A 23828-nucleotide genomic window follows, 5' to 3' on the forward strand; every position below is an offset into this window, starting at 1 on the left:
TATTTGTATGCCGATTGTGATATTCAGCGAGTTTTGCATCGTTCACTGTGTATCGGTCTCTTGTAAGGGGGGTGCAAGGAGAAGGCGGCATACGGAGTAGGAGTCCGTCTCGTGGGCTCGGAGATGTTTATAAGGGACAGCGATGACGCAATACTAATGGGAACCGTTCGCGTTTGCTATGTGGCGCGGGGATCGGGATTGTTCGACGGGGCTGGAAAGTGAAACCACGATCATCGGCTGGAGCGCAGAATCGGCCGCGGCTAGCCTGCCAGCAGGCTCAAGGAGATGGACCATGCACGTGCTTCTGGTGATGGTGGGTGGGGTGCTGTTGTTGGGGGTATTCCTGCTGTTCGGGCGGCTGTGGAGCGTAGGCCAGTCCCAGCTGCCCACGGCCCTGATCGCGTTCATCGCCACCTGGCTGCTGGTGGTGGTGGCCAACATGTGGGTGGGCGTGAGCAAGGCCGGCTACGCCGTCCGGGAGGAACTGCCGATCCTGCTGCTGGTGTTTGCCGTGCCGGCGTTGCTGGCTGGTCTGCTGTACTGGCGCCTGGCGCGCTGAAGGACGGCCATGAGCACACGACTGAGACTGCCTGCCCTGCGCCAGCGCGATGGCCACCACGCCCGCGTGACCTACGAAGAGCTGTTCTTTGATCTGGTCTACGTCTTTGCGGTTACCCAGCTCAGCCACCATCTGCTGCATCACCTGGACCTGGTCGGGGTGATGCAGACCCTGGTGCTGTGGTTCGCGGTCTGGCTGGGCTGGCAGTACGCCTGCTGGGTCAGCAACTGGTTCGATCCGGAGGCACCACGCATCCGCAGCCTGCTGTTCGTCACCATGTTGCTGGCGCTGCTGATGTCCTCGTCCATTCCCGAGGCCTTCGCTGAACGCGCCTGGGTCTTCGCGGGCGCGTACGCCACCATGCAGGTCGGGCGCACGGTGTTCGTGCTGCTGGAGGTCGGTCGCAGCCATCCGCTGGCGCCCAACTTCCGCCGCATGCTGGCGTGGGTAAGTGTATCGGCCTGTTTCTGGCTGGCCGGCGCTGCGGCCGAGGGCAATCTGCGGCTGGCACTGTGGGCGATGGCGGTGGCCTGCGAATACATCTCGCCGATGTTCGGCTTCGCGTTCCCGGGCATGGGCCGGTCGCACACCCGCGACTGGACCATCGAAGGCGGGCACCTGGCCGAGCGTTGCCAGTTGTTCGTCATCGTCGCCCTGGGTGAGACGCTGCTGGCCACTGGCGGCGTGCTCAGCGAGGTCGAGCACTGGAGCGGCGATGTGGTCTCGGCGGTGCTGGCCACCTTCGCCGGCACCATCGCCATGTGGTGGCTGTATTTCGGCATCTCCAGCCGCGACGCCACTGCGGCGATCACCCATTCCGAGGACCCCGGTCGGATGGGCGCCAACTTCCACTACGTGCATGCGTTGCTGATCGCCGGCATCATCGCCACCGCGGTGGGCAATGACCTGGTCATGGACCATCCTGGCGCAGCGGTGACCCCGGTCTACGCCACGGTGCTGGTTGCCGGGCCGTTGATCTACCTGCTGGGCAGCGCCTTGTACAAGCGCATTGTGTACGGGCGCGCACCGTATTCGCATCTGATCGGCGCCACGGCGTTGGTCGTGTTGGGCGTGGTCTTGCCGCACACCCATCTGCTGGCCGCTGGCTGGCTGACCAGTGCTGTGCTGCTGGCGGTGGGCTTGATGGATACGCAGTTGAAGCGTCGCCTGCAGCGCGCATGATCCGCACGCGTCGCTGCCGTACTTGCGCGGGCGGGCAATCGGAGTAGCGTTGTCGGCGCCGCCCTTTGAACCGGAAGTAGCGCTCCATGCAGAACCTGCCGCAGTGGTTGATCTGGGCTGGATTGTCTGCCGTGTTCGCAGCGCTGACCGCGCTGTTCGCCAAGGTTGGGGTCAAGGGCGTCGACTCGGACCTGGCCATGGCGATCCGCACCCTGGTGGTGGCCGCGGTGATGCTGCCGCTGGTGGTGATCACCGGCAAATGGTCCAATCCGTTGCTGCTGCCGGGCCGCACCCAGCTGTTCCTGGTGCTGTCGGCATTGGCCACCGGCGCTTCGTGGCTGTTCTACTTCCGCGCGCTGCAGAGTGGTGAGCTGGCCAAGGTTGCAGTGGTCGACAAATTCAGTGTGGTGCTGGTGATCGTGCTGGCCTACCTGCTGCTGGGCGAACGTCCGACCCTGCGGGAGTGGAGCGGCATCGGCCTGGTGCTGGCCGGGGTGATCGTGCTGGCGACGAAGAAGTAGCAGCGTTCAAACCCATCGACGAGGGAGAGCAGGATGCAGGGCGAAGCGCGCGGAACCTTTGAAGTGAACCTGCTGCCGATCAGTGGCAACGAGGGCCCGATCGGGGTGATGTCGATCGACAAGGTCTTCCATGGTGACCTGCAGGGCAGCAGTGTCGGCCAGATGCTGGCCTTCCGCAGCCCGGTGCAGGGCTCGGCGGGCTACGTGGCGATGGAACGGGTGACGGCCACGCTGGCCGGGCGCCAGGGCGGGTTCACCCTGCAGCACAACGGGCTGATGACCCGTGGCACGCCCTTGCTGAGCGTGGTGGTGGTGCCCGATTCGGGCAGTGAAGGACTGCTCGGTCTGAGCGGCACACTGGAGATCACCATCAGTGAAGGCCGCCACGACTACCGGTTGGTCTACGTGCTGCCGGAGCCGGAATAGGCTGCTTGCGGGTTCAAGCGCTGCCCGTCTGCAGGCGGTCATACATCCGCACCAGATCGACAAGGGTGCGCGCACCCATCTTGCGCATCACCTGCGCGCGGCGCACCTTCACCGTGATCTCGCTGACGCCGAGGTCACCGGCGATCTGCTTGTTGAGGCGGCCGCGTACCACGCCGTCAACCACCTCGCGCTCGCCGGCGTTGAGGGTGTCCCAGCGCAGTTGCAGCGCGCCTAGTGCCTCGCCGTCGCGGCGGCGCTGGCGGTCGATCTCGATCCCCTTGTGGATGGCATCCAGCAGTTCCTGGTCGCGGAAGGGTTTTGTCAGGAACTCGATGGCGCCGTCCTTGATCGCGTTGACGCCCATCGCAATGTCGCCGTGGCCGGTGATGAACACCACCGGCAGCTGCAGGCCGTGACTGCCCATCGTGCGATGGAACTCCAGCCCACTCTGGCCGGGCATGCGCACGTCCAGCACCAGGCAGGCCGGCGCATCTTCCAGTTCGTGTTCGAGGAAGGCCTGGGTGGAGGCGAAGGCCCGCACCTGCAGGCCCATCGAGGCCAGCAGGTCTTCCAGTGCCGCCCGCACCGACGGATCGTCGTCGATCACGTAGACGATGGGTGCTGGATCGATGGCAGGGGCAGCGGGCTTACGCATGTTGAACGTTCATGGCGATGGGCAGGTCGAAGACGAAGCATGCACCGCCGCCTGCTGGTCGTTCGGCGCGGATCTGGCCGTCGTTGGCCTCGATCATCGAACGGCTCAGGCTGAGGCCCAGTCCCAGCCCGTGTGACTTGGTGGTCCAGAATGCATCGAAGACGCGTTCGGGATGATCGGCGGGCAGGCCGACACCACGGTCGCGCACGCTGAGGCTGACCCGTTGGCCATCACGCCGGGTCAGCAGGGACAGGCGTCGGTTGGCGGCGGGTATGGCTTCCATTGCATCCACTGCATTGAGGATCAGGTTGCCGATCACCTGCTGCACCTGCACGCGGTCGGCCTGTACCGGAGGAAGGTCGGCGTCCAGCAGCAGCGCCACGGCCACGCCGTGCTGGTCCAGCTCGCTGCGCGACAGCGCCAGCATTTCCTCCACCGCCTGGTTCAGGTCGAAGGCGCGTCGTTCCGGTGCCGCGCCCTGGGTCAGGCCGCGGATGCGGGCGATCACGTCACCGGCGCGGTGCGCGTCGGCCAGGATGCGGGCCACGGTCTGCCGGGCCTTGTCCACGTTCGGCGGGTCCTGTGCCAGCCAGCGCTGGCAGGCTTCGGCGCTGCTGGCGATGGCCGCCAGCGGCTGGTTCACTTCATGCGCGATGGAAGTGGTCAGCTCGCCCACGGTGGAGGCGCGCGCCACCCGCAGCAGGCGGCCCTGTGCTTCCTGCACGGCGGCCTTGGCCGCTTCCATGTTCAGGGCAAGGTAGGTGGTGATGCCGATCACCAGCATGCCGATCACCGAGTTGACCAGGCCGATGCGGTAGGTGCCGAAGCGGGTCAGGAAGAAGCTCAGCCCGGTGAGTGCGATGCAGGCGATGGCCAGGGTGATCAGTCCGCGCGCGCCCAGCACGCGCGACGCCGCAAGAATGACCGCGGCGTAGAAGCAGGCGGCGGCAACCGCGTAATCAGTAACGGTGTCGATCAGGAAGATCGCCGCCATCACGACGATCAGGGCCAGCAGCACCAGCGGGCGGCGGGGCGACAGCGATGGCATCGGGGAAGCTCCCGGGCGTGGGCGGAAAGGATAGCAAAGCGCTGTTCGGTAGATGCCGACCTTGGTCGGCACGAACCAAAACGATGCCTGGTAGTGCCGGCCGCTGGCCGGCAACTGCACGGTGCTTCCGGAGATCACGAGGTTGCCGGCCGGCGGCCGGCACTACCCCAGCGGAGGGTATGGCATCTGAGGGTTTCGTGCCGACCAAGGTCGGCACCTACCAAAGCGTAGTGTGCAGGCTCCTGGTGGATGCACGGTGCGTCCGGGGATCATGAGGTTGCCTGCCAGCGGCCGGCACTACTCCTCCAGGCTGGCGTTCCAGAACCCCTGCAGCACACCGGCCGTGGTCGCCAGCGTTGCCAGCACCGCATCCAGTTCGCCGGCATCGACGGTGGTCGCATACAACACCGCTTCGATTTCCACATCGCGCTCACCGAACGGGCGCTGGTCCACCGCGCGCACCGGGTACTGTGCCTGCTCAAGCAGCAGCAACAGCTGATCCAGTACCTCGGCCTGCTGCTCGCGCTGGCAGACCACGTTGATCGCATAGGTCGCCTCGCTGAACGCTTCCGGCAGCGGCTGCCGCTGGATGCGGTTCACCACCGGCCGCAGCAGGGTGTTGGCTGCCAGCACGAAGATGGCGGCCAGCACCGCTTCCGGCAGCAGTTTGATACCCGCGCAGGCACCCACCGCCGCCGATCCCCACAGGGTGGCAGCGGTGTTCAGGCCGGACACCTGGGCGCCGTCCTTCATGATCGCGCCGGCGCCGAGGAAGCCGACGCCGGAGATCACATACGCAACCACATGCAGCGGTGACGGTGGGCCGCCGTACAGGTCATGGAAGCGCACGGCCAGATCGACGAACACCGCCGCACCCACCGCCACCAGCGTATTGGTACGCAGGCCGGCGGTGCGTTGCCGCAGCTGCCGCTCCAGGCCGATGATGGTGCCCAGCACGAACGCCACCGACAGGCTGATCAGTGAGCTGAGGGTGGCGCCGGCGTTGAACGCCGGCAGGTTCGGATTGATGTCCATTGTGTTTCTCCCTGGACAAAGCGGCGGGCGCCTACTGCCAGCCGTAACGACGGATGTAGAGCTTCTTCAGCGCGGTGGTCAGCACCGCATAGCCGAACAGGATCGCCACCAGGAACGGCCAGTAGCTGGCCGGCAGCGCCTGCAGCTTGAAGTAGCCGGCCAGCGGGCTCATCGGCAGGGCCACGCCAATGGCCATGATCAGGCCGGTCATCAGCAGTAGTGGCGGTGCGGCGATGCTCTGCAGGAACGGCACCTTCGGCGTGCGGATCATGTGCACGATCAGGGTCTGGGTCAGCAGGCCGACCACGAACCAGCCGGACTGGAACAAGCCCTGGTCGGCCGGCGTGCGTGCATCGAACACGTACCACATCAGTGCGAAGCAGCTCAGGTCGAAGATCGAGCTGATCGGCCCGAAGAACACCATGAAGCGGCCGATGTCCGCCGGGTTCCACTTCAGCGGCTTGCGTACCAGCTCCTCGTCCACGTTGTCGAACGGAATGGCGATCTGCGAGATGTCGTACAGCAGGTTCTGCACCAGCAGCTGCAGCGGCAGCATCGGCAGGAACGGCAGGAAGGCCGAGGCCACCAGCACCGAGAACACATTGCCGAAGTTGGAGCTGGCGGTCATGCGGATGTACTTCAACATGTTGTTGAACGTGCGCCGGCCCTGGATGACGCCTTCCTCCAGCACCATCAGGTTCTTTTCCAGCAGGATGATGTCGGCGGCCTCCTTGGCGATGTCCACCGCACTGTCCACGCTGATGCCGATATCGGCCGCGCGCAACGCCGGTGCATCGTTGATGCCGTCGCCGAGGAAGCCGACCACCTTGCCCTGCGCGCGCAGCTCGCGCACCAGGCGCTCCTTGTGCAGCGGCGTCAGCCGGGCGAACACGCGGTGGTGGTGCAGCGCCCGCGACAGCGCGCCGTCATCCATGCGTTCGATCTGCGGTCCGGTCAGGATGGTGTCGGCGTCCAGCCCCACCTGTGCGCAGACACGGGCGGTCACCAGTTCGTTGTCACCGGTGAAGACCTTCACCTCCACGCCATGTGCAGCCAGCGCCTGCAACGCCTGCGCAGCCGATTCCTTCGGCGGGTCCAGGAAGGCCACGTAGCCGACCAGGGTCAGGCCGCACTCGTCGGCCTGCGAGTAGGTGGTCTGGCTGGCGGCGGTCTCCTTCATCGCCACCGCCACCACGCGCAGGCCCTGTTCGTTCAGTTCCTCGGTGGTCTGCCGCACGCGGGCCAGGCGGTGCTCGTCCAGTGGCATGTCCTGGCCGTTCTCGCGCACGGTGCTGCACACCGCCAGCATTTCTTCCACTGCCCCCTTGCAGATCAGCTCATGGTGGTCCTCGCGCTCGGAGACCACCACCGACATGCGGCGGCGCTCGAAATCGAATGGAATCTCGTCCACCTTGTGGTAGTCCTGCGACAGCCGCAGCGAGCTCTGCAGTTCAACGTGCTCCAGTACCGCACGATCCAGCAGGTTGATCAGGCCGGTCTGGAAGTGGCTGTTGAGATAGGCGAACTTCAGCACGTCTTCCGAATCGTGACCGAATACATCGGTGTGGCGCTCCAGCGCGATCTTGTCCTGGGTGAGCGTGCCGGTCTTGTCGGTGCACAGCACCTCCATGGCGCCGAAGTTCTGGATCGCATCCAGGCGCTTGACGATCACCTTGCGCCGCGACAGCAGCACCGCACCCTTGGCCAGGGTGGAGGTGACGATCATCGGCAGCATTTCCGGCGTCAAGCCTACCGCCACCGACAGCGCGAACAGGAACGCCTCGGTCCAGTCACCCTTGGTCCAACCGTTGATCAGCAGCACGAACGGCACCATCACCAGCGCGAAGCGGATCAGCAGCCAGCTGACACTGTTGACGCCTGCCTGGAACGCGGTCGGCGCACGGTCGGTGGCGGTGCTGCGCTGGGCCAGCGTGCCGAAGTAGGTGCGGTTGCCGGTGGCCAGCACAACAGCCGTGGCCGTGCCGGACACCACATTGGTGCCCATGAACAGCAGGTTGTGTTGTTCCAGCAGGCCGGCCAGGCCGTCGCCCGGGTGCGCGAACTTCTCTACCGGCAGCGATTCGCCGGTCATCGCGGCCTGGGCGACGAACAGGTCCTTGGCGGTCAGCACGCGGCAATCGGCCGGAATCATGTCGCCGGCCGACAGCACGATGTGGTCGCCGGGCACCAGCTCGCGGATCGGCAGGTCCAGCAGGCGTGCCGGGCGGCGGCTGTGCAGGTGCGCACCGAAGTACTGGTCGGCCACATCCGCAGCTTCGGTGCCGGGATTGCGGCGCAGCACGCGCGCGGTATTGCCGACCAGTGCCTTCAGCCGCTCGGCGGCGCGGTTCGAGCGACCTTCCTGCACGAAGCGGATCAGCGTGGACAGCAGCACCATCGCCCCGATCACCACGGTGGCCTTGATGTCCTCGGTCAGCCAGGACACCGCCGCCAGCACGGTCAGCAGCAGGTTGAACGGATTGCGGTAGCACTGCCACAGGTGGCGCCACCACGGCAGTGGCTTTTCGTGATCCACCTCGTTGGGGCCGAGCGTGGCCAGCCGCTCCTCGGCCTCGTGCGGGCTGAGGCCATCGGCATGCGATTCCAGCGTGGCCAGCAGCTCGGCTTCCTCCTGCTGGGCGAGGGTGACCAGGCCGGTGGTGAGCGCGAACGGCGCCGCTTCGGCGCTGCCCGGGCCGAACCCGGCTTCGGGCATCGCACGGCGGCGGAACAGGTTGCCTGCGCGACGGCTGCGCAGGAAGGCATTGAACCAGGCGTTGAGCAGGCTCATGGGACTCTCCTCGAATGTCAGAGCCGGCCGCGGCCGGAACACGAACGGAACAGTTGGAACAGATCAGGCGTGGCGCATCGCCAGCACCGCCGGTGACCACGGCTGCATGTGCAGGCGCTGGCTGCCGCCGATGCACAGCGGCTTCATCGCATCACGCAGTGGATAGGGCAGGTGGCGCAGCACATTGATGCGCTCGCTGATCGGCAGCAGCGACAGTGCGTCGGCCACCACGCGTGGCGAACCGAGTGACAGCGAACGGGCAAACGTGACCGGGCCGTGCTGCAGCAGCTGGCTGCGCAGTGCGGCAACATCGCGCTCGCCGATCAGGCGGCGCAGGGTGATGTAGAGGATCTTGTAGGACATGGGGGCGATCTCCAGGCAGGCGGCGCCTGGCGATCCCCCGTCACCCAGGCAGGCAGGGACCGGCGGGCAGGCGCCAGGAACAGGCAACAGCGGTCATCCGGGGCGCGGTGCGCCCGGCAGGGTCGGGGTCCATCTGCGTCTCCATGAGGGGAGGGGGCCGACCAGGATTGCCCTGGCCAGTGGCGCTATTGTCCGCCCCTGAATGGGGCAGTCCTAGAGGCCCGTGGGTTAGCCCGGCTATACCTTGGTATAGCCGGGCATGCGCAGCGCCAATCGAGGGTCCAGTGATGGATCAATGCGAAGCGCTGGTCTGCTTGCACACGTCGTACTCGCCACGGGTCAACGTCTTGTCACGGTCGGTATCGCAGGCATGCAGGCGTTCGGCCCAGTCCGGCGCCACGGCATCCACCTCGGCCAGGGTGACGATGCCATCCTTGTCCTTGTCCAACGATTCGTAGGCAGGGATGAGCCTTACTTCGGTCACGTCCTCGGCGGCCGTTGCCTTGCTGGCCTCCTGGGTCTTGGAACAGGCGCCCAGCAGCAGACCCGCACACAGCGAGAGAGCGATGGGAAGGCAGCGATAACCGGTCATGGCGTGCTCCTGGGGAAAGGGCGAACCACCGGTGCGGTGGCCACGGCCGGATCTTCTGCGCGGGGCTGTAAGCGGGCTGCGAAGAATGGGGCCTGTGGACCGTTGCCAGTGGGCCGCCATTCACCGGGCCGCGCAGCAGCGATTGCGCGGAGCCGACTCTACCCTCGAACGGTGGGATGCCGGCCAGCGGCCGGCGCTACCCATCTGCTCAGAAGCGGTCGGCAAAGGCGTCCGTGGCCCGCACCAGCGCATCGACCGTGGCTGGCTCGTTGGCGCTGTGGCCGGAGGTCACCATCTCCAGCCGCGCTTCCGGCCAGGCCTTGGCCAGGTCCCACGCGCTGCGCGGCGGGCAGATGATGTCGTAGCGACCCTGCACGATCACGCCGGGCAGGTGGCGGATGCGATCGATATCGCGCAGCAACTGGTCCTGTTCCAGGAAGATGCCGTTGCGGAAGTAGTGCGCTTCAATACGGGCCTTCGCCAGCGTATCCAGCGGGTCGTCGGTGGATTCGGCATCCACGTCGTGCTGCAGGGTGGCGGCGTTGTCTTCCCAGCCCAGCCAGGCCTGCGCGGCTTCGATGCGGGTCGCTTCATCCGGGCCATCCATGCGCGTCCAGTAGGCCGCAATCATGTCGCCACGTTCGGCGTGCGGAATGTAGGCCTCATAGCGGTCCCAGCGCTCCGGGAAGATCCAGCGCGCACCACCATGGGCCTCGGCGAACCAGCGGTTCTCCATTTCGCGGCCGAGGAACACGCCACGCACGATCAAGCCGGTGGCGCGCTCGGGATGTGCCTGCGCGTAGGCCAGTGACAGGGTCGAACCCCAGGAGCCGCCATAGACCAGCCAGCGCTCGATGCCCAGGTGCTCACGCACCTTCTCGATGTCGGCCACAAGGTCCTGCGTGGTGTTGTCGCGCAGTTCGCCGAACGGCGTGGAGCGGCCGCTGCCGCGCTGGTCGATCAGCACGATGCGGTAGCGCGCCGGGTCGAAGAAGCGGCGATGGGTCGGTGAGATGCCGGCGCCAGGGCCGCCATGCAGGTACACCACCGGAATGCCCTCTGGCGTGCCGCACTCTTCGATGTGCAGCGTGTGCAGATCGCTCACCTTCAGGGTGAACTCGCGGTAGGGCTCGATGGCGGGGTACAGGGTGCGCATGGCGGGGCCTCACAAGCAGGGGCGGCCAGCATACCCCCACCCGTGGCACCCGGCGGCGCTGGTTGCCTGCCCGGTGATGGAAATGCGCTTGCCGATGCGCATAAGCTTCGATGATGCAAGCGACCCCGACACGGATGTTCACCTTCGATCCCGGCCTCAGCAGCGGCGCGCGCGAGCTGCTGAAGTGGATCGCGCTGCTGGCCATGACCGGCGATCACGTGGCCAAGGTGGTGTTCGGCGGCTACGTACCGGTGGTGAGTGAACTGGGCCGCATCGCCTTCCCGTTGTTCGCGCTGGTGATGGCCTGCAACCTGGCCCAGCCCGGCGCCGACCTGCGCAAGTCGATGCGCCGACTGGCCTTATGGGGCGTGATCGCGCAGCCGTTGCATGCACTGGCGTTCGGTTCCTGGCTGCCGCTCAACATCCTGCTCACCTTTGCTTTGGCTGCAGTGGCCGTGCATGCGCTGGCGAACAATCGGCCGGTGCAGCTGTTGCTTGCCGCCGGCGTGTTGCCGATGTTCGTGGATTACCAATGGGCCGGTGTGGGCTGCGTGCTGCTGGCCTGGATCGCGTTCCGGCATCGGGCGTGGTGGCTGTTGCTGGTTGGGCTTGCAGCGGTGTGCTGGGCCAACCACAACGGCTGGGCGCTGCTGGCCATTCCGGTGGTGCTGCTGGCGGCGTGGGTGCAATGGCGACTGCCGCGCTGGCGCTGGATGTTCTATGGGTACTACGTGGGACATCTGCTGGTGTTGGCGGTGGTGGCGCGCGTGCTTTCGTGATCAATGCATGCGTGATCGTGCCTTGCGCCGGTAGATCCACGCCAGGCGTGACAGTTCCCGGTAGATCCACGCCAGGCGTGGATCCCGTTGACAGTTTTTCGCCCGGCTCAGAAATCCATCGTGGCCGACAACAGCACCGTCCTCGGCGCCCCCAGCGCCAGGCTCGACAACAACGGCATGCCCCAATACGCCTTGTTGGTCACGTTGTTCACCGTGGCACGAAGTGCAAGCGGCCGTCCTGCGAGTGCCGTGCTGTAGCGCGCGCCCACGTCGAACAGGGTGCGCCCCGGCACCGACAGGCGGTTGTCCGCACTGATGTACTGCTTCGACATCGCGGTGGCATTGCCGGTCAAGGTGAGGCCCTGCAAGGTCGGCACATCCCATTCCACACCCAGCTTGGCCTGCCGCTGCGCCACGGCGGTGGCGATGCGTCCCTCATTCACGCCACCGGCCGTGCGGGTCAGTTTCGGCTGTACGTAGGCCACGCCACCCAACAGGCGCACGCCATCCAGCGGCGCACCGAAGAAGCCCCATTCCAAGCCGCGGTTCCGCTGTTCGCCACCAAACGAGAAGATATTCGTGACCGGGTCGGTGTAGCTGCTCGGTCGCTTGATCTCGTACACGCTGAAGGTGTGCGCGAAGCTGCCCAGGTCCAGCTTCAGGCCCAGCTCCTTCTGCTTGGTGCGGAACGGTGCGAACACATCGCCGGCGTTGGCGGCGGTCATCGGCGCGGTGGCGCCCTGGCTGAGGCCTTCGATGTAGTTGGTGTAGAGGGAGATCGTGTCGGTGGCTTTCACCAGTAGGGCCGCTGCCGGCGTGGTGGCGCTCTCGTCGTAGCGTGAGGTGCGTGCACCCGTGGCCACGTTGAAGGTTTCGCTGACCACCTGCTGGCGACGCACGCCCAGCGTCAACTGCACGCGGTCATCGGCGAAGGAGAGGGTGTCGGCGAAGCCGAGGCTGTCCAGCTTCAGCTCGGTATGCGAGATGTGCGGTGCCACGAACGGGGCCGCCGGGCCCCACACCGGGTTGTACAGGTTGGTGGTCCAGTCCCAGCCGGGCACGCTGCGGCGGCCGTAGTCGTTCTGGGTGTGCTGGTAATGGGTGACGTTGGCGGCCCACTGGTGGCCGATGCTCCCGGTGTGGAACGAGCCGCGCAGGCCGGCATCTGCGGATTGCTTCTTGATATCGAACGCGAGCTGGCCGATCACCGTGCTGAAGTCGCCGGCCGGATTGAGGATCTGCGCGCTGATCGAACCGTTGTAGCGGTAGTCGGTCTTGCTGGTGCCGTAAGCCAGGTAGGCCATCAGGCTATCGTTGATATCCAGTTCGCCGCGCAGCATCGCGCCCTTGTCCTGGCTGTCCACGTAGGCCCAGTCCGGGTTGATCAGCGTATCGCCACGCGGCGGCCGCGGAATGGCCACGCCCGGTGCCAGGCCGACGCCACGTGCCGGGCCGTCAACACGGTCATCGGCGCTGTAAAGATCGGCCGACAGCCGCGCATGTTCGCCGCGCCAGTCCAGTGCCAGTGCGCCGAGCTGTACCTTCTTGCGCTGCTTGCCCACGGCACCATCACCGTCACGGTACGCGCCGTTGAAGCGGATGCCGAACTGCTTGTCGGCGCCCAGGCGACGGCCCATGTCCACATGGGTACCGAACTGCGCATCGGAGGCAAAGTTGGCACTGACCCGCAGCAGCGGTTGATCGCCGGCACGCTTGGGGACCAGGTTGACGCTGCCACCGACCGAACCACCCGGCGGCATGCCGTTGAGCAGCGCGGACGGCCCCTTCAGCACCTCGATGCGTTCGAACATCTCCGGCGAGGTGCGGTAGTACGGCGCCATGCCGCTGAGGCCATTGAAGGTGGTGTCGCTGGTGTTGGAGGCGAAGCCGCGGATCGCGTAGTTCTCGCTCCACGAACCGGTGACGCCATTGCTGAACACCGTGGGGTCGGTGGCGGCGATGACGTCGGTCAGGTCCTTGGCCTGGCGATCGCGGATGAAGGACTCGGTGTAGCTGACCGTGCTGAACGGCGTGTCCATGAAGTCCTTGTCGCCAAGCAGGCCGACACGGCTGCCGGCGGCCACTTGCCCGCCCGCATAGTCTGCAGTGACCCGGCGCTGGCCCTGCACCTGCACCGAGGGCAGGGTGGACGGTGCGGTGTCGGCCAGCGCGGTAAACGAGGCCAGCAGCCCCAGCGCGAGGGCGGACATCCGGTAGCGCAGGGGCATGCCCGGCGGATGCATCAGGCCGGAGGATGCGGCGGCAGCACGATGCTGTGCAGAAGTGAAGTTGTAAACGGTCATGCCAGAGTCCTGTGAATCGCAGGCGCGAGCGCGCCTGGCGCGCTGCCGACGGCAAGCACGGGGAGAGGGCGCAGCGCAGGGTTGTTGGCTGGGTGGGGACCTGGCGGGAGGTGAGCCATGGGCTCGATTACGGGCAGCGTGCTGGATGCATTCCGAATTAGTTGAGTAAATTAAACTAAATCAATCGAAGCGGACAAGAGGGTCCCTTTGCTGGCACCCTCACTACCGTATGAACATGCACCCCGATCCAACGGCGCCGACCCGTGGCCGCCCGCCCACCATCACCCCGGAGCGCCTGGCCGACATCGGCATCCGCCTGGGCCTGCCCAACCTGACCATGGCCAACGTGGCCGCCGAACTGGCGGTGACCCAGGCGGCGCTGTACAAGCGCGTGGCGAATCTGGAGGCGTTGAAGCGCCTGGTGGCGGAGGCGGTGTTCCAACGCTGGCAGATTCCACGCGCGTCGGCCGATGCGCCGGGCAGCCTGGAGGCCTACCTGATGGGGTTCGTGCAGTCACTGTGCGAGGTGGTGAAGGCGCATCCCGGGCTGCCGCCGTACCTGCTGCGGCGCACGGTGGCGACCGCGCCGATGCTGGAAAAGATCGCCTCGCACCAGGCGCACGTGGCCGAGGTGTTCGGCCTGCCGGTGGACAAGGCGCGCTGGCTGCTGGCCACGATCGCGTTCTATTGCATCGCCGGCGCCGACACGATCTACGCGATTGCGGACGACGAAGAAGGGCAGGTGATCACCGAGTTCAAGCAGGGCATGCGGGCGCTGGTGATCGGTTCGCTGGAGGTATCGCGGCTTCGGTAGATCCACGCCATGCGTGGATGATCCTGGCCGTTCACCATGACGCCAGCCAGGCATGGCCTGGCTCTACTGGACTGATCGTGTAGTGTCGAGAATACAATGCGGCCATGCCTGCCACGCCTACTCTCGATGATCTTCGCCGCTACGCGGTGGCGCGCACCCTGTTCAAGCCGACCACTCTGCTGACAGCGATACGGCGGCTGGGCTTCGTGCAGGCCGACCCGATCAGGGCACCGGCACGCGCACAGGACCTGACCCTGCGCCACCGGGTGAAGGACTACCGCGCCGGTGACCTGGAGCGCCGCTATACCCGTCTGCCGGTGGAAGAGGATTGCCTGGTGAACTACGGCTTCCTGCCGCGCGAGCATCTGGCACTGATGCACCCGCGTGTGTCAAAACGCGAGTGGGACACTGAGACCCATCGCCGCGCCGCCGACGTGCTGGCCTTCGTGCGCGAACGCGGCAGCGCGCACCCACGTGAGGTCGACCAGGCGTTCGCGCATGGCCGGGTGACCAACTACTGGGGCGGCACCAGCAATGCCAGCACCCATCTGCTGGACGGCATGCACTACCGCGGCCTGTTGCGGGTGCAGCGGCGCGATAGCGGCACGCGCATCTACGCGGTGGCCGATCACCCCGAGGCCGACGCCAGCGAGCAGGCGCAGATCGAACGCGCCGCTGCCCTGATCGATCTGGTGGTGCGCAAGTACGCACCGCTGCCCTCGGCCAGCCTGACCTATCTGGTGCGCCTGCTGGGCTATGGCGCGCCGCATCTGGCCGAGCAGACCCGGCAGGCATTGGCGTTGGCCAAGCAGGAGCTGGCCAGCTGCACGCTGGAGGGCACCACCTGGTTCTGGCCGGCGGACGAGAATCCGCGTTCGCGCCGGCATGGGCCGGACGAGCACGTGCGCCTGCTGGCGCCGTTCGATCCGGTGGTGTGGGACCGTCGCCGCTTCGAGCTGCTGTGGGATTGGGTCTACAAGTTCGAGGCCTACACGCCTGCGCCGAAGCGCCAGTACGGCTACTACGCACTGCCGGTGCTGTGGCACGACCAGGTGGTGGGCTGGGCCAATCTCAGCGTGCACGACGGTGAGTTGGTGTCGAACGTGGGTTATGCCGGCAAGTCACTAGCCCGCGACAAGGTATTTCGTGGCGCATTGGACGACGAGCTGCAGCGCATGGCGGAATTCCTGTAGCGTCGAGCGGCGCATTGGTACCTGTCGGTCAAGGTAGTCGCCAACCTTGGTTGGCGCTGGCTTCCACCGATGCCCACCAAGGTGGGCATCTACCAAAGCAACGCCGCTCAGGCCTGGTAGTCGCAAACCTTGGTTGGCGCTGGCTTCCGTCGGTGCCCACCAAGGTGGGCGTCTACCGAGGCCGAAGCCGCCGATGGCTTGCCGCCATGTTGATCATCACGCACGGGCATTCGCGCTCCAGCCAACGCGTTAGTGCGCTTGCACCGTGCTAGCGTCCATGGACTGGAGGTCACGATGACGATCAAGGCATTCTGGGACGATCCCTATCGGCTGCGCCATGAGGCGCGGGTCAGTGCTGCCTTGGGTGATGAGGTCTGGCTGGACGAGACCATCTTCTTCGCGTTCTCCGGCGGCCAGGAAAGCGACGCCGGCTCCATCGGCGGCCATCCGGTGCTGGAGGCGCGCAAGGATGGACTGGACATCGCCTATCGATTGCCCGGTGGGCACGGCCTGCGGGTAGGCGATGCGGTCATGGTCGAGATTGATGGCCTGCGCCGCTATGGCCTGATGCGCCACCATTTCGCGGCGGAAATGATCCTGCAGCTGATGTATGCGCTGGAGCCGGGCATCGACAAGGTCGGTGCACATATCGGCGCGGCCAAGGCCCGCATCGATTTTGCGCGGGAAGGCAGCATCGGGACGCTGTTTGATGCGCTGCAGGACCAGTCCGCAGCGCTGGTCGCTGCCGACCTGCCGATCATTACCGCGTTCTCTGATGAGGCCAATCACCGCCGTTTCTGGCAGGTGGAGGGCTTCGCGAAGATGGGCTGTGGCGGCACCCATCCACGCCGTACCGGGGAGATCGGCACGCTCTCGCTGAAGCGGAAGAACCAGGGCAAGGGCGTGGAGCGCATCGAGATCACCCTGGACGCCCGGCCGTTCCCTCCATCGCGCGGTACGTTGCCCGGGTAGCCGCCAACCTTGGTCGGCACCGCACAGTGTTGGTGCCCACCAAGGTGGGCAGCTACCGATTCAGCCGCCCATGCGCCACCATCGCCAGCACGACCACGCCAGCGGCGACGCTGGTGTGACCGGACAGCGCGGCCAGGCCAAAACCCACACCCAACCCGCGCATGGCAAACACGGAGGTGAACACCAGCAGTGCCCAACCAATGGCGCGCAGTTGCTGGACGGCCTGCATGCTCAGTACGCGACGCAGCACATCGCGCTGATGGCGCTCCATCGTCAGTGCCAGGCAACCGAACGCGGCCAATGACAGCACGAACAGGATGACGTGGATCATGCGCTGGCCCCCGGTGCTGCAGTGCGTGTTGCAGCAGGCGCGCATGCGCGCTTCACCTTCGGCGCGTGCTTCCAGGTGCGCCACGCCAGCACTGCATGCAGGACGGCCAGTGCCAGCAGGGTCAGGTCGGTACCGGCAAATGCCCAATCGCCTGCGGCCACAGTGCGCCACAACGGATGTGCCGTCGTCATCGCCGTCAGCAAAGGCAGCAGCGCGAGCATCAACGCACCCAGCGTGAACTGTTCGATCCACGCACGCTTGGCTGTGCGCAGCGTGGCGTGCACGAACATGGCCGCCCAGGCCAGGAAGAACACATGCACCTCCCACGCCGCGCGTGCATCCATGGCGGTCGGCAGCAGCCGGTTCGCCCACAGATAGGCCGCCATCGCCACCGACAGGCCAGCCACAGTGGCGATGTTGAGCCGCTCCACCAGCCGGAAGCCGAAGTAGGGTCGCTGCGGATCGGGCAGCTGCGCGCGGCGCTTCACCGTCCACAGCACCAGCCCGGTGCCGACCATGGCGGTACCGGCGAGGCTGACGACGAAGTACAGCCAGCGCAGCGTGGCGTCGGCAAAGCGCCCCAGATGCAGGCCATACAGCACGCCCTGGGTATCAGCGGCGACGCCCGAGTGCTCCTTGATCTGCAGCAGCTGGCCGCCGCTGCCATCGAACAGCAGGTAGTTCGGCGTGGTCGAAACGCGGCTGGACTGCGCACGCACCACGGCCACGCGTGCGTTCTCGTCGCCGGGATTCTGCACCTGCACGCTGCCAACCGCGCCGGCTCCCCAACGCTGTTCGGCCTGCCGCACCAGTGCGCCGATGTCAGCAAGTGGAGCGGCTTGCCCCGCGGGCTTCTGCGGCGGCAGGAACAGCCGCATCTCGCTGACCACCTCCGCCTGCTGGCGCTTGTCCGGCAGTTTGGCCAGTCCCCACGGCATGTACAGCACCGCCAGCATCACCAGGCCGCTCCAGGTGATCATGAAATGGAAGGGCAGGCCGAGCACCGACAGCGCCGCGTGACCATCCAGCCACGAGCGCTGGCCCTTGCCCCAGCGGAAGGTGAAGAAGTCAGTGAAGATCTTTTTGTGGGTGATCACGCCGCTGACGATGGCCACCAGCATGAACATCGCGCAGACGCCGACGATCCAGCGACCCCACATCGCTGGCATGTAGTGCAGGTTGAAGTGGAACGCATAGAAGAAGTCGCCACCGCCGGTATCCCGCGCCTGCAGGGGCGCACCCGTGCTGGCATCGAACAGGCCGGAATCGAAACCATGCCGGCCGCGCCCACCCGGGCTGGCCCACATCGCCGACACCCAGGGCATGCGCGTACTTGGCAGGCTCAGGTTGATCTGGCTGGCTGCCGGTGTCTCGGCAATGATGCTGGAGACCGTGCGCTGCGCGACCATCGCCGCCTCCGGCAACGCGGAGGGCGTGGTGATTTCAGGGCGTGTGTAGCGCGAGAGCTCGTCGCGGAAGTAGCTCGCGGTGCCGGTGAGGAACATCGCATACAGGATCCAGCCTGCGAGCAGGCCGACCCAGATATGCAGGTCGGACATGGTCTGGCGGATGCCGCGTGGCTTCGCGGTGCGATCGACCTTGCTCATGCAGCGCCTCCGTTGCCGACCGTTTGCGCGACCAGCCACAGTGGCAGGGCGATTACGATCAACCCGATCCATGCGCGCCACGCCGAGCGCACCGCGAACACCCAGACCACGGCGCCGGCATACAGCAGGAAGCTGGCCAGCATGCCGGTGAACACGGCTTGGCGGCCATCGATGGGCAGCGCCAGTGCCGCGATGCTGCACAGTGCGGCCAGCACATAGCCGCCGAACAACGCGGCGATGATGCGTGAGACCAGGGGTAGCCAGGCCAGCACGGAAGCGGTACGGGAAACGGTCAAGGCACTTCTCCGGGGCACCACGCGCCATGGCGTGGTGCCCGTGAAACGAGGATCAGAAATCGACGGTGGCCGACAGCACGGCGGTGCGTGGCGTGCCCAGCCCGGAGCCGAGGCTGCCGGCCCAGTACGCCTTGTTGGTCAGGTTCTGCACGATGGCGCGCAGTACCAGCGGATGGCCGGCCGCCTGCGTTGCATAGCGGGCACCGAGATCGAACACGGTGCGGCCTGCCACCCACTGGCTGTTGTCTGCATTGATGTAGCCCTTGGACAGGCTGACCGCGTTGCCGGTGAGGGTGAGGCCGGCAACGGCCGGCACGTCCCATTCGACGCCGAGCTTGCCCTGCCATTGCGGTGTGGCCGTCGCCAGCCGGCCTTCGTTGATGCCGCCCTGGGTGCGGGTCAGCTTCGGCTGCAGCCAGCCGATGCCGCCCAGCACGCGCAGCTGTTCGGTGGCCTGGCCGAACACGGTCCATTCCACGCCGCGGTTGCGCTGCTGGCCGCCGAACGAGAACACATTGGTGGCCGGGTCGGTATAGGAGCTCGGCTTTTCGATCTCGTACACGCTCAATGCGCTGGCCAGGCGGCCGAAGTCGAACTTGGCACCCACCTCGCGCTGGCGCGTCTTGTACGGCGGGAACACGTCGCCCGCGTTGGCGGCGGTGGCAGGGGCGGTGCTGCCCTGGCTCAGGCCTTCAATGTAGTTGGCGTACACCGACAGGCGATCGCTGGCCTTGAACAGCAGTGCACCGGCCGGGGTGTTGGCGCTGGCGTCGTAGCGTGCGGTGCGCTTGCCGGTGCTGCCATCGAAGGTGTCGCTGAGCACGGTCTGGTGGCGGATGCCCACGGTCAGCTGCACGCGGTCGTCGATGAAGGACAGCGTGTCGGCGATGCCGAAGCTGGTGGTACGCACTTCCGCGGTCTTCGGCAGCGACTCATCACTGAAGCTGCGATCGATGGCCGGGCCCCACTGTGGGTCGTACAGGTTGGTCACCCAGTCGCGGGCCAGCAGATTGCGCTTGAAGCCGAATTTCTGGTCGTGCTGGTACCAGGCGGCACTGATCGCCAGTGCGTGATCGACCGCGCCTGTGCGGAAGCGCGCCGAGAGGCCGGCTTCGGCAGTGTCCTTGCTGTAGATGAAGCGCTGGTGGGCGAAGTTGTTGCGGAAATCGCCGGCGGTGTTGGTGATCAGCGTGGTGGCACTGGCGATGGAATCGAAATCGGTATGGCCGTGGCCGTAGCTGGCGTGAGCCTGCAGGTGGTCATTGATGTCGAACGACCAGCGCAGCGCGGCGGCCGAGTCCTTGACGTTGCTGAAGGTCCAATCCGGCGCGAACAGGGTGCTGGCCTTCGGCGGGCGGGGCACGGCCAGGCCGGGTGCCAGCGAAACGCCACGATTGAGGCCATCCACGTGGTCACGGCTGCTGAACAGGTCCAGCGAGACCTGCGAGCGTTCACTCCGCCAGTCCAGTCCCAGCGATGCCAGTTGCGCCTTGTGCTGCTGGTGGTCGGTGGCGGTGTCGCCATCCCGATGCACGGCATTGAGGCGCACGCCGAACTGCTGTTGCGCGCCGAAGCGACGGCCCACATCCAGATGGCCGCCGAACTGTGCGTCGCTGCTGTAGCTGGCCGTGAAGCGGGCCAACGGCGCATCACCTGCGCGCTTGGGCACCAGGTTCACCGCGCCGCCCACCGAACCGCCCGGTGGCATGCCGTTGAGCAGCGCGGACGGGCCCTTCAGTACCTCGATGCTCTCGGCCAGTTCCGGGGTGACGCGGTAGTAGGGGATCAGGCCGTACAGGCCGCCGAATCCGATATCCGACGAGGCGACACTGAAGCCACGGATGTTGAAGTAGTCGGTTATGCCGCCACTGGAGCCGCTGTTGTAGACGCTGGGGTCGGTCAGCGCGATCACCCGTACCAGATCTGGTGCCTGGATGTTCTCGATGAACCCGGCGGTGTAGCGGGTGGTGTTGAACGGGGTGTCCATGAAGTCGAGCTCGCCGAGCAGGCCGACGCCACTGCCGCGGGCGACCTGGCCGCCGGCATAGGCATCGGTAGGCGCGTTCTTGTCGGCGCGTACGTTCACCGTAGGCAGCTGGCGGGCGCTGTCGGGCGCGTCGTCGGCGTGGGCGGCGGTGGCGATCAGCAGGGTGGGCAACAACGCTGCACGTGCGGCCAGGGACAACGCGGAGCGGCGTGGGAGGGGCAGGGTTCGGGCGGGGAAGGGCATGACAGTTCTCGTCGTGGTGGGTCGTGCGATCGGCCAGCACGGCGCCGTCGATACCTGCACGGGCAGGACGACGCGGGCTGTGGAATGGCTGGCAGAGGGCACGGCACTGCCGCTGGGGCAGGCTGCACGCGAGGTGCTTCGGCGATCTGTGGCTGGGTGGAGCGGACGCGGGTACGGGTGTTGCGAGGTGGATCAGATGTCGTCGGCGAGGTCGTCGAGGTCCTGCAGTCCGCCGCCCCGCGCCAGCACACGCTCGTAGTTGCGCCGGCGGCGCTGGTCGGTTTCGGTGGTGGTCTGGCCACGCTTCCAGTAGCCGGCAACGGCGACGTCGGTGCGCGGCAGACCGTACGCTTCAAGGAAGTAGCGGCGCATGGCGCGCATTTCCTCGCGCTCGCCCGCCGCCCAGACCGTGCAGCAGGGTTCCGGGCGCAATTGGCGCGCCTGCTCCAGCAAGGGCGCGTCACCGGTGGCGATGCGATGCACGCAGACGCCCTCGATGGTGGGTAGTTCGGTTACCGGAAAGGCATCATCCGAGGCGATCCAGGCCTGCGCGCGAAGGCCGCTCGGCCACTGCTGCAGCAAGGTGAACAGTGCCGGGATGGCGCTCTGATCGGCGAACAGCAGGGCAACGCTGCCCTCGCGATGTGGCACCTTCAGATGTGGGCGCGGACCGGTGAGATCGAAGGCGTCGCCGGGCTGCAGAGCACGCACCCAAGCCAGCATCGGCCCCGGTGCCTCATGCAGCACTACGTCCAGGGTGAACTGGCGGGTGGCCGTATCGACGCTGCGCACGGTGTAGATCCGTGACACATCGGCAAACGCGGTACCCAGCTGGATGCGCACGGCGGTGTTGGGACGCTGCCAGGATGCGATGTCTGCCTGTTCCGGCAGCTGTACGACCAGCCGAAGCAGGCTGGTGCAGGGCTGCGTGACGTCAACCACGTGCACGCGCAGCGCCTGCAGGCCACGGTCGTGGTCGGCGCCGCGCAGCGGCCCGGCCGGGGTGGTGGATAGGGTAGGCGCGGACATCGACAAGGATCCTGGGCACTGCGAATGCGAATTAGTTACATCATAGTAAACTAAATTGATCGACCCGCAACCCGGGCTTGCTGGAGGCGTACGCAGCGCGTTGACCATTGCGTTGCCGCACACCACCATGACAGGCCTTGCCAGCGCGCCGCGCAGGAACCGCAACAGCATGGCTGCACCGAAGAAGACCGTTGCCCGTGGGCGACCGCCCACCATCACCCGCGAGCGCATTGCCGACGCGGGCATCGCGATGACGCTGCCGGGATTGAGCTTCGTGGGCGTGGCGGCAGCGCTGGGGGTCAGCCACATCGCGCTGTACAAGCATGTGGCCAATCTGGCGGCGCTGCGCGAACTGGTGGCTGAGGCGATCTTCGAGCGTTGGCAGGCACCTGCGCTGGATGCCACTGGCCGCCGCAGCATCGAGGAGGATTTGCGCGCATTCCAGCGCTCACTGCGGATGCTCGTGGACGTGAATCCTGGTCTGGCCCCGTTCCTGGTCAGCCACGGCGCGAAGACCCCGGAGATGCTGGCACGCATCCAGCGCCACCATGCCGAGTTCAGTCGCGTGCATGGCCTGCCGCTGGAGCAGGCAGCGTGGTTGTTGTCGACCGTGGCCTATCACGCCGTGGCATTGGCCGATACCGTGTACTCGGGCCACGCCGTGGCGGACACCACGCGCCGGCCGCTGGATCGGAAAGCACAGGAGGCCGAGTTCGACCGCAGCATGCAGGCATTGATCATCGGTGCCTTGGCGATGTGCGGGCGTCCCGTCGCCGCGAGGTAGTCGCCCACCTTGGTTGGCGCCGCGATACATCGTTGCCCACCAAGGTGGGCGTCTACCGGTCAAGCGGCGTTCTTGTGCTCCGCGTCGTCCATCCCCGGGCTGACGCGCCGGCCGATGTCCTTCAATCGCGCAAGCTGATCCACCATCGACGGTGCATCGTCCAGGCTGCCGGCGAAGGTCCACAGATAGGTCATCACCGCATAGACGTGACCGGGGGTAACGCCATCGGTGGTGGCAAGGCGGCCGATGGTCAGAGCGAACAGGGCTGCTGCCGTCGCGCCAACCGCCAGCACGGCGCCGGCTTCGCGATCGGACAGCAGGATGCGCAGGCGCGACAGCGTGGTGTAGTGACGGCGCAGCACCGAGGGACTGACCCGATCCACCAGGCGGATTTCCTGTTCCAGGCGGTTGTTGAGGCGCCCATGCAACTGCTCGTTGCGACGCGCGAACGACGGCAGCAGCAGGAGAGCGCCGAACAGCGCGAGGAGCGCGGCTCCACCGACCAGCGGTTCAATTGCGAGCAGCATGACCGCTGCACCGAACATGGATACCAGGGCGGTGGCGATGATCGGCACGTGCTTTTCGAAGAAGTCGACGAACTCGCGGGCCAGCACGACGCGGGCCGCCGAAGTGGAGGTGGCCTGGCCCAAACGGCGCTGCGCCTGGACCACGTTCACCGCCAGATCGGCATAGATGCGGGTGAACGTTCGGGTATCGACCGCACGGCGGGCGGCACCGACCAACCAGAACAGCAGCACCACGCCGGCGTAGGAGATGGCATGGCCGATGTCGCCGCGGATGATCGCGTCCACCGCGAAGCCGGCGAACAGCGGATAGGCCAGCAGCAGCGCGTTCTCCAGTGCCACCAGCGAGAACGTGCCGGTGAGCTGCCAGGGGTAGGTGCGCAGGATGGCCTTCAGGGTGGCGGCCGCATTCTGCTGGCCGATGCTGCCGGCGGCGGCCGCTGGATCGTGGGGGTGTTTCATGGAATGCCTGGGTGGGTCGGGGACAGGGCCGGGGCCGGATGCGCGCCAAGCCCCGGGTTTCCCCCCGTTGCATCTGCCCCTGGGCTGCTCCTTTTATCCAGCTCACGCTGCTCACGACCTTTCCCGGTTGAGCCTCGTCGTCGTCCGTCTGTCTGTAAACAAAAAACGCTAGCTTA

General features: G+C 66.4%; 23 protein-coding genes. 9 read left to right on the forward strand and 14 right to left on the reverse strand.

The genetic code is table 11. The features are described from left to right. The first annotated feature begins 292 nt into the window (after nucleotides 1-292). From EKL94_RS19130 to EKL94_RS19145, 4 genes are all read left to right on the forward strand, one after another. On the forward strand, nucleotides 293-559 hold the full coding sequence (locus EKL94_RS19130) for a hypothetical protein (RefSeq protein WP_126930251.1): 267 nt from the start codon (nucleotides 293-295) through the stop codon (nucleotides 557-559). 9 nt (nucleotides 560-568) lie between these two features. Continuing rightward, nucleotides 569-1741 carry a low temperature requirement protein A gene (locus EKL94_RS19135; protein WP_126930252.1) on the forward strand — a complete coding sequence of 391 codons (1173 nt, stop codon included), beginning with the start codon at nucleotides 569-571 and terminating at the stop codon, nucleotides 1739-1741. 86 nt (nucleotides 1742-1827) lie between these two features. Continuing rightward, the gene (locus EKL94_RS19140) at nucleotides 1828-2262 is read left to right on the forward strand and encodes an EamA family transporter (protein ID WP_126930253.1); all 435 of its coding nucleotides are present in this window, start codon (nucleotides 1828-1830) and stop codon (nucleotides 2260-2262) included. A gap of 33 nt (nucleotides 2263-2295) precedes the next feature. Beyond that, nucleotides 2296-2688 (forward strand): DUF3224 domain-containing protein, encoded by a 393-nt coding sequence (locus EKL94_RS19145; RefSeq protein ID WP_126930254.1) that lies wholly within the window; start codon nucleotides 2296-2298, stop codon nucleotides 2686-2688. A gap of 13 nt (nucleotides 2689-2701) precedes the next feature. Here EKL94_RS19145 and EKL94_RS19150 read toward each other — a convergent pair whose 3' ends face one another. From EKL94_RS19150 to pip, 7 genes are all read right to left on the reverse strand, one after another. Further along, nucleotides 2702-3343 (reverse strand): response regulator transcription factor, encoded by a 642-nt coding sequence (locus tag EKL94_RS19150; RefSeq protein WP_126930255.1) that lies wholly within the window; start codon nucleotides 3341-3343, stop codon nucleotides 2702-2704. After that, entirely contained in the window at nucleotides 3336-4391 is a 1056-nt protein-coding gene (locus EKL94_RS19155) for a sensor histidine kinase (RefSeq protein WP_126930256.1), read from the reverse strand. The genes EKL94_RS19150 and EKL94_RS19155 overlap by 8 nt, the downstream gene beginning before the upstream one ends. Nucleotides 4392-4688: 297 nt before the next feature. Next, complete coding sequence (locus tag EKL94_RS19160; RefSeq protein ID WP_126930257.1) at nucleotides 4689-5426, reverse strand: MgtC/SapB family protein; 738 nt, start codon at nucleotides 5424-5426, stop codon at nucleotides 4689-4691. 31 nt (nucleotides 5427-5457) lie between these two features. Further along, entirely contained in the window at nucleotides 5458-8217 is a 2760-nt protein-coding gene (gene mgtA / locus EKL94_RS19165; protein ID WP_126930258.1) for a magnesium-translocating P-type ATPase, read from the reverse strand. 63 nt (nucleotides 8218-8280) lie between these two features. Further along, nucleotides 8281-8580, reverse strand: a complete 300-nt coding sequence (locus EKL94_RS19170; protein ID WP_099481573.1) for a hypothetical protein — start codon at nucleotides 8578-8580, stop codon at nucleotides 8281-8283. A 292-nt stretch (nucleotides 8581-8872) separates the two neighbouring features. Beyond that, nucleotides 8873-9172: an EF-hand domain-containing protein gene (locus tag EKL94_RS19175; RefSeq protein ID WP_126930259.1), complete on the reverse strand. Its 300-nt coding sequence runs from the start codon at nucleotides 9170-9172 to the stop codon at nucleotides 8873-8875. Nucleotides 9173-9380: 208 nt separating this feature from the next. Then, nucleotides 9381-10328, reverse strand: a complete 948-nt coding sequence (gene pip, locus EKL94_RS19180; protein WP_126930260.1) for a prolyl aminopeptidase — start codon at nucleotides 10326-10328, stop codon at nucleotides 9381-9383. Nucleotides 10329-10441: 113 nt separating this feature from the next. Here pip and EKL94_RS19185 point away from each other — a divergent pair, with 113 nt between their 5' ends. Continuing rightward, nucleotides 10442-11107 carry a TraX family protein gene (locus EKL94_RS19185; protein WP_126930272.1) on the forward strand — a complete coding sequence of 222 codons (666 nt, stop codon included), beginning with the start codon at nucleotides 10442-10444 and terminating at the stop codon, nucleotides 11105-11107. Between the two features lie 107 nt (nucleotides 11108-11214). Here the strand turns inward: EKL94_RS19185 and EKL94_RS19190 are convergent, their stop codons facing one another. Continuing rightward, nucleotides 11215-13410, reverse strand: coding sequence for a TonB-dependent receptor (locus EKL94_RS19190; protein WP_126930261.1), 2196 nt, complete (start codon nucleotides 13408-13410; stop codon nucleotides 11215-11217). Between the two features lie 229 nt (nucleotides 13411-13639). On the opposite strand from EKL94_RS19190, the gene EKL94_RS19195 reads away from it, so the two are divergent. From EKL94_RS19195 to EKL94_RS19205, 3 genes are all read left to right on the forward strand, one after another. Further along, a complete protein-coding gene (locus EKL94_RS19195; RefSeq protein WP_126930262.1) occupies nucleotides 13640-14224 on the forward strand; it encodes a TetR/AcrR family transcriptional regulator in 585 nt (194 codons plus the stop codon). Between the two features lie 104 nt (nucleotides 14225-14328). After that, nucleotides 14329-15417 carry a DNA glycosylase AlkZ-like family protein gene (locus EKL94_RS19200; protein ID WP_126930263.1) on the forward strand — a complete coding sequence of 363 codons (1089 nt, stop codon included), beginning with the start codon at nucleotides 14329-14331 and terminating at the stop codon, nucleotides 15415-15417. Nucleotides 15418-15711: 294 nt separating this feature from the next. Continuing rightward, the gene (locus tag EKL94_RS19205) at nucleotides 15712-16389 is read left to right on the forward strand and encodes an alanyl-tRNA editing protein (RefSeq protein ID WP_126930264.1); all 678 of its coding nucleotides are present in this window, start codon (nucleotides 15712-15714) and stop codon (nucleotides 16387-16389) included. A gap of 52 nt (nucleotides 16390-16441) precedes the next feature. On the opposite strand, the gene EKL94_RS19210 is transcribed toward EKL94_RS19205, so the two are convergent. The 5 genes from EKL94_RS19210 to EKL94_RS19230 all read right to left on the reverse strand — a co-directional run bounded on the left by EKL94_RS19210 (nucleotide 16442) and on the right by EKL94_RS19230 (nucleotide 21882). Beyond that, nucleotides 16442-16720 carry a DUF3325 domain-containing protein gene (locus tag EKL94_RS19210; protein ID WP_126930265.1) on the reverse strand — a complete coding sequence of 93 codons (279 nt, stop codon included), beginning with the start codon at nucleotides 16718-16720 and terminating at the stop codon, nucleotides 16442-16444. Next, nucleotides 16717-18327 (reverse strand): PepSY-associated TM helix domain-containing protein, encoded by a 1611-nt coding sequence (locus EKL94_RS19215; RefSeq protein WP_126930266.1) that lies wholly within the window; start codon nucleotides 18325-18327, stop codon nucleotides 16717-16719. Before EKL94_RS19215 ends, EKL94_RS19210 begins: the two co-directional genes overlap by 4 nt. Beyond that, the gene (locus tag EKL94_RS19220; protein WP_126930267.1) at nucleotides 18324-18623 is read right to left on the reverse strand and encodes a DUF3649 domain-containing protein; all 300 of its coding nucleotides are present in this window, start codon (nucleotides 18621-18623) and stop codon (nucleotides 18324-18326) included. Before EKL94_RS19220 ends, EKL94_RS19215 begins: the two co-directional genes overlap by 4 nt. Before the next feature lie 52 nt (nucleotides 18624-18675). Beyond that, nucleotides 18676-20853, reverse strand: coding sequence for a TonB-dependent receptor (locus EKL94_RS19225; RefSeq protein WP_126930268.1), 2178 nt, complete (start codon nucleotides 20851-20853; stop codon nucleotides 18676-18678). 192 nt (nucleotides 20854-21045) lie between these two features. Beyond that, complete coding sequence (locus EKL94_RS19230; RefSeq protein WP_126930269.1) at nucleotides 21046-21882, reverse strand: siderophore-interacting protein; 837 nt, start codon at nucleotides 21880-21882, stop codon at nucleotides 21046-21048. Between the two features lie 169 nt (nucleotides 21883-22051). Here EKL94_RS19230 and EKL94_RS19235 point away from each other — a divergent pair, with 169 nt between their 5' ends. Continuing rightward, entirely contained in the window at nucleotides 22052-22666 is a 615-nt protein-coding gene (locus tag EKL94_RS19235) for a TetR/AcrR family transcriptional regulator (RefSeq protein WP_126930270.1), read from the forward strand. Between the two features lie 59 nt (nucleotides 22667-22725). Here EKL94_RS19235 and EKL94_RS19240 read toward each other — a convergent pair whose 3' ends face one another. Beyond that, a complete protein-coding gene (locus tag EKL94_RS19240) occupies nucleotides 22726-23652 on the reverse strand; it encodes an ABC transporter six-transmembrane domain-containing protein (RefSeq protein ID WP_126930271.1) in 927 nt (308 codons plus the stop codon). Nucleotides 23653-23828 lie beyond the last annotated feature (176 nt).

It is taken from the genome of Stenotrophomonas maltophilia (assembly GCF_003970865.1).
Classification (GTDB): Bacteria; Pseudomonadota; Gammaproteobacteria; order Xanthomonadales; family Xanthomonadaceae; genus Stenotrophomonas; species Stenotrophomonas maltophilia_AR.

Coding starts and splice junctions, on each gene's coding strand:
- EKL94_RS19235 (WP_126930270.1), top strand. CDS start 22,052: ATGGCTGCACCGAAGAAGACCGTTGCCCGTGGGCGACCGCCCACCATC.
- EKL94_RS19210 (WP_126930265.1), bottom strand. CDS start 16,720: ATGATCCACGTCATCCTGTTCGTGCTGTCATTGGCCGCGTTCGGTTGC.
- EKL94_RS19130 (WP_126930251.1), top strand. CDS start 293: ATGCACGTGCTTCTGGTGATGGTGGGTGGGGTGCTGTTGTTGGGGGTA.
- EKL94_RS19155 (WP_126930256.1), bottom strand. CDS start 4,391: ATGCCATCGCTGTCGCCCCGCCGCCCGCTGGTGCTGCTGGCCCTGATC.
- EKL94_RS19175 (WP_126930259.1), bottom strand. CDS start 9,172: ATGACCGGTTATCGCTGCCTTCCCATCGCTCTCTCGCTGTGTGCGGGT.
- EKL94_RS19190 (WP_126930261.1), bottom strand. CDS start 13,410: ATGACCGTTTACAACTTCACTTCTGCACAGCATCGTGCTGCCGCCGCA.
- EKL94_RS19240 (WP_126930271.1), bottom strand. CDS start 23,652: ATGAAACACCCCCACGATCCAGCGGCCGCCGCCGGCAGCATCGGCCAG.
- mgtA (WP_126930258.1), bottom strand. CDS start 8,217: ATGAGCCTGCTCAACGCCTGGTTCAATGCCTTCCTGCGCAGCCGTCGC.
- EKL94_RS19215 (WP_126930266.1), bottom strand. CDS start 18,327: ATGAGCAAGGTCGATCGCACCGCGAAGCCACGCGGCATCCGCCAGACC.
- EKL94_RS19135 (WP_126930252.1), top strand. CDS start 569: ATGAGCACACGACTGAGACTGCCTGCCCTGCGCCAGCGCGATGGCCAC.
- pip (WP_126930260.1), bottom strand. CDS start 10,328: ATGCGCACCCTGTACCCCGCCATCGAGCCCTACCGCGAGTTCACCCTG.
- EKL94_RS19145 (WP_126930254.1), top strand. CDS start 2,296: ATGCAGGGCGAAGCGCGCGGAACCTTTGAAGTGAACCTGCTGCCGATC.
- EKL94_RS19185 (WP_126930272.1), top strand. CDS start 10,442: ATGCAAGCGACCCCGACACGGATGTTCACCTTCGATCCCGGCCTCAGC.
- EKL94_RS19170 (WP_099481573.1), bottom strand. CDS start 8,580: ATGTCCTACAAGATCCTCTACATCACCCTGCGCCGCCTGATCGGCGAG.
- EKL94_RS19140 (WP_126930253.1), top strand. CDS start 1,828: ATGCAGAACCTGCCGCAGTGGTTGATCTGGGCTGGATTGTCTGCCGTG.
- EKL94_RS19225 (WP_126930268.1), bottom strand. CDS start 20,853: ATGCCCTTCCCCGCCCGAACCCTGCCCCTCCCACGCCGCTCCGCGTTG.
- EKL94_RS19230 (WP_126930269.1), bottom strand. CDS start 21,882: ATGTCCGCGCCTACCCTATCCACCACCCCGGCCGGGCCGCTGCGCGGC.
- EKL94_RS19150 (WP_126930255.1), bottom strand. CDS start 3,343: ATGCGTAAGCCCGCTGCCCCTGCCATCGATCCAGCACCCATCGTCTAC.
- EKL94_RS19195 (WP_126930262.1), top strand. CDS start 13,640: ATGAACATGCACCCCGATCCAACGGCGCCGACCCGTGGCCGCCCGCCC.
- EKL94_RS19205 (WP_126930264.1), top strand. CDS start 15,712: ATGACGATCAAGGCATTCTGGGACGATCCCTATCGGCTGCGCCATGAG.
- EKL94_RS19160 (WP_126930257.1), bottom strand. CDS start 5,426: ATGGACATCAATCCGAACCTGCCGGCGTTCAACGCCGGCGCCACCCTC.
- EKL94_RS19200 (WP_126930263.1), top strand. CDS start 14,329: ATGCCTGCCACGCCTACTCTCGATGATCTTCGCCGCTACGCGGTGGCG.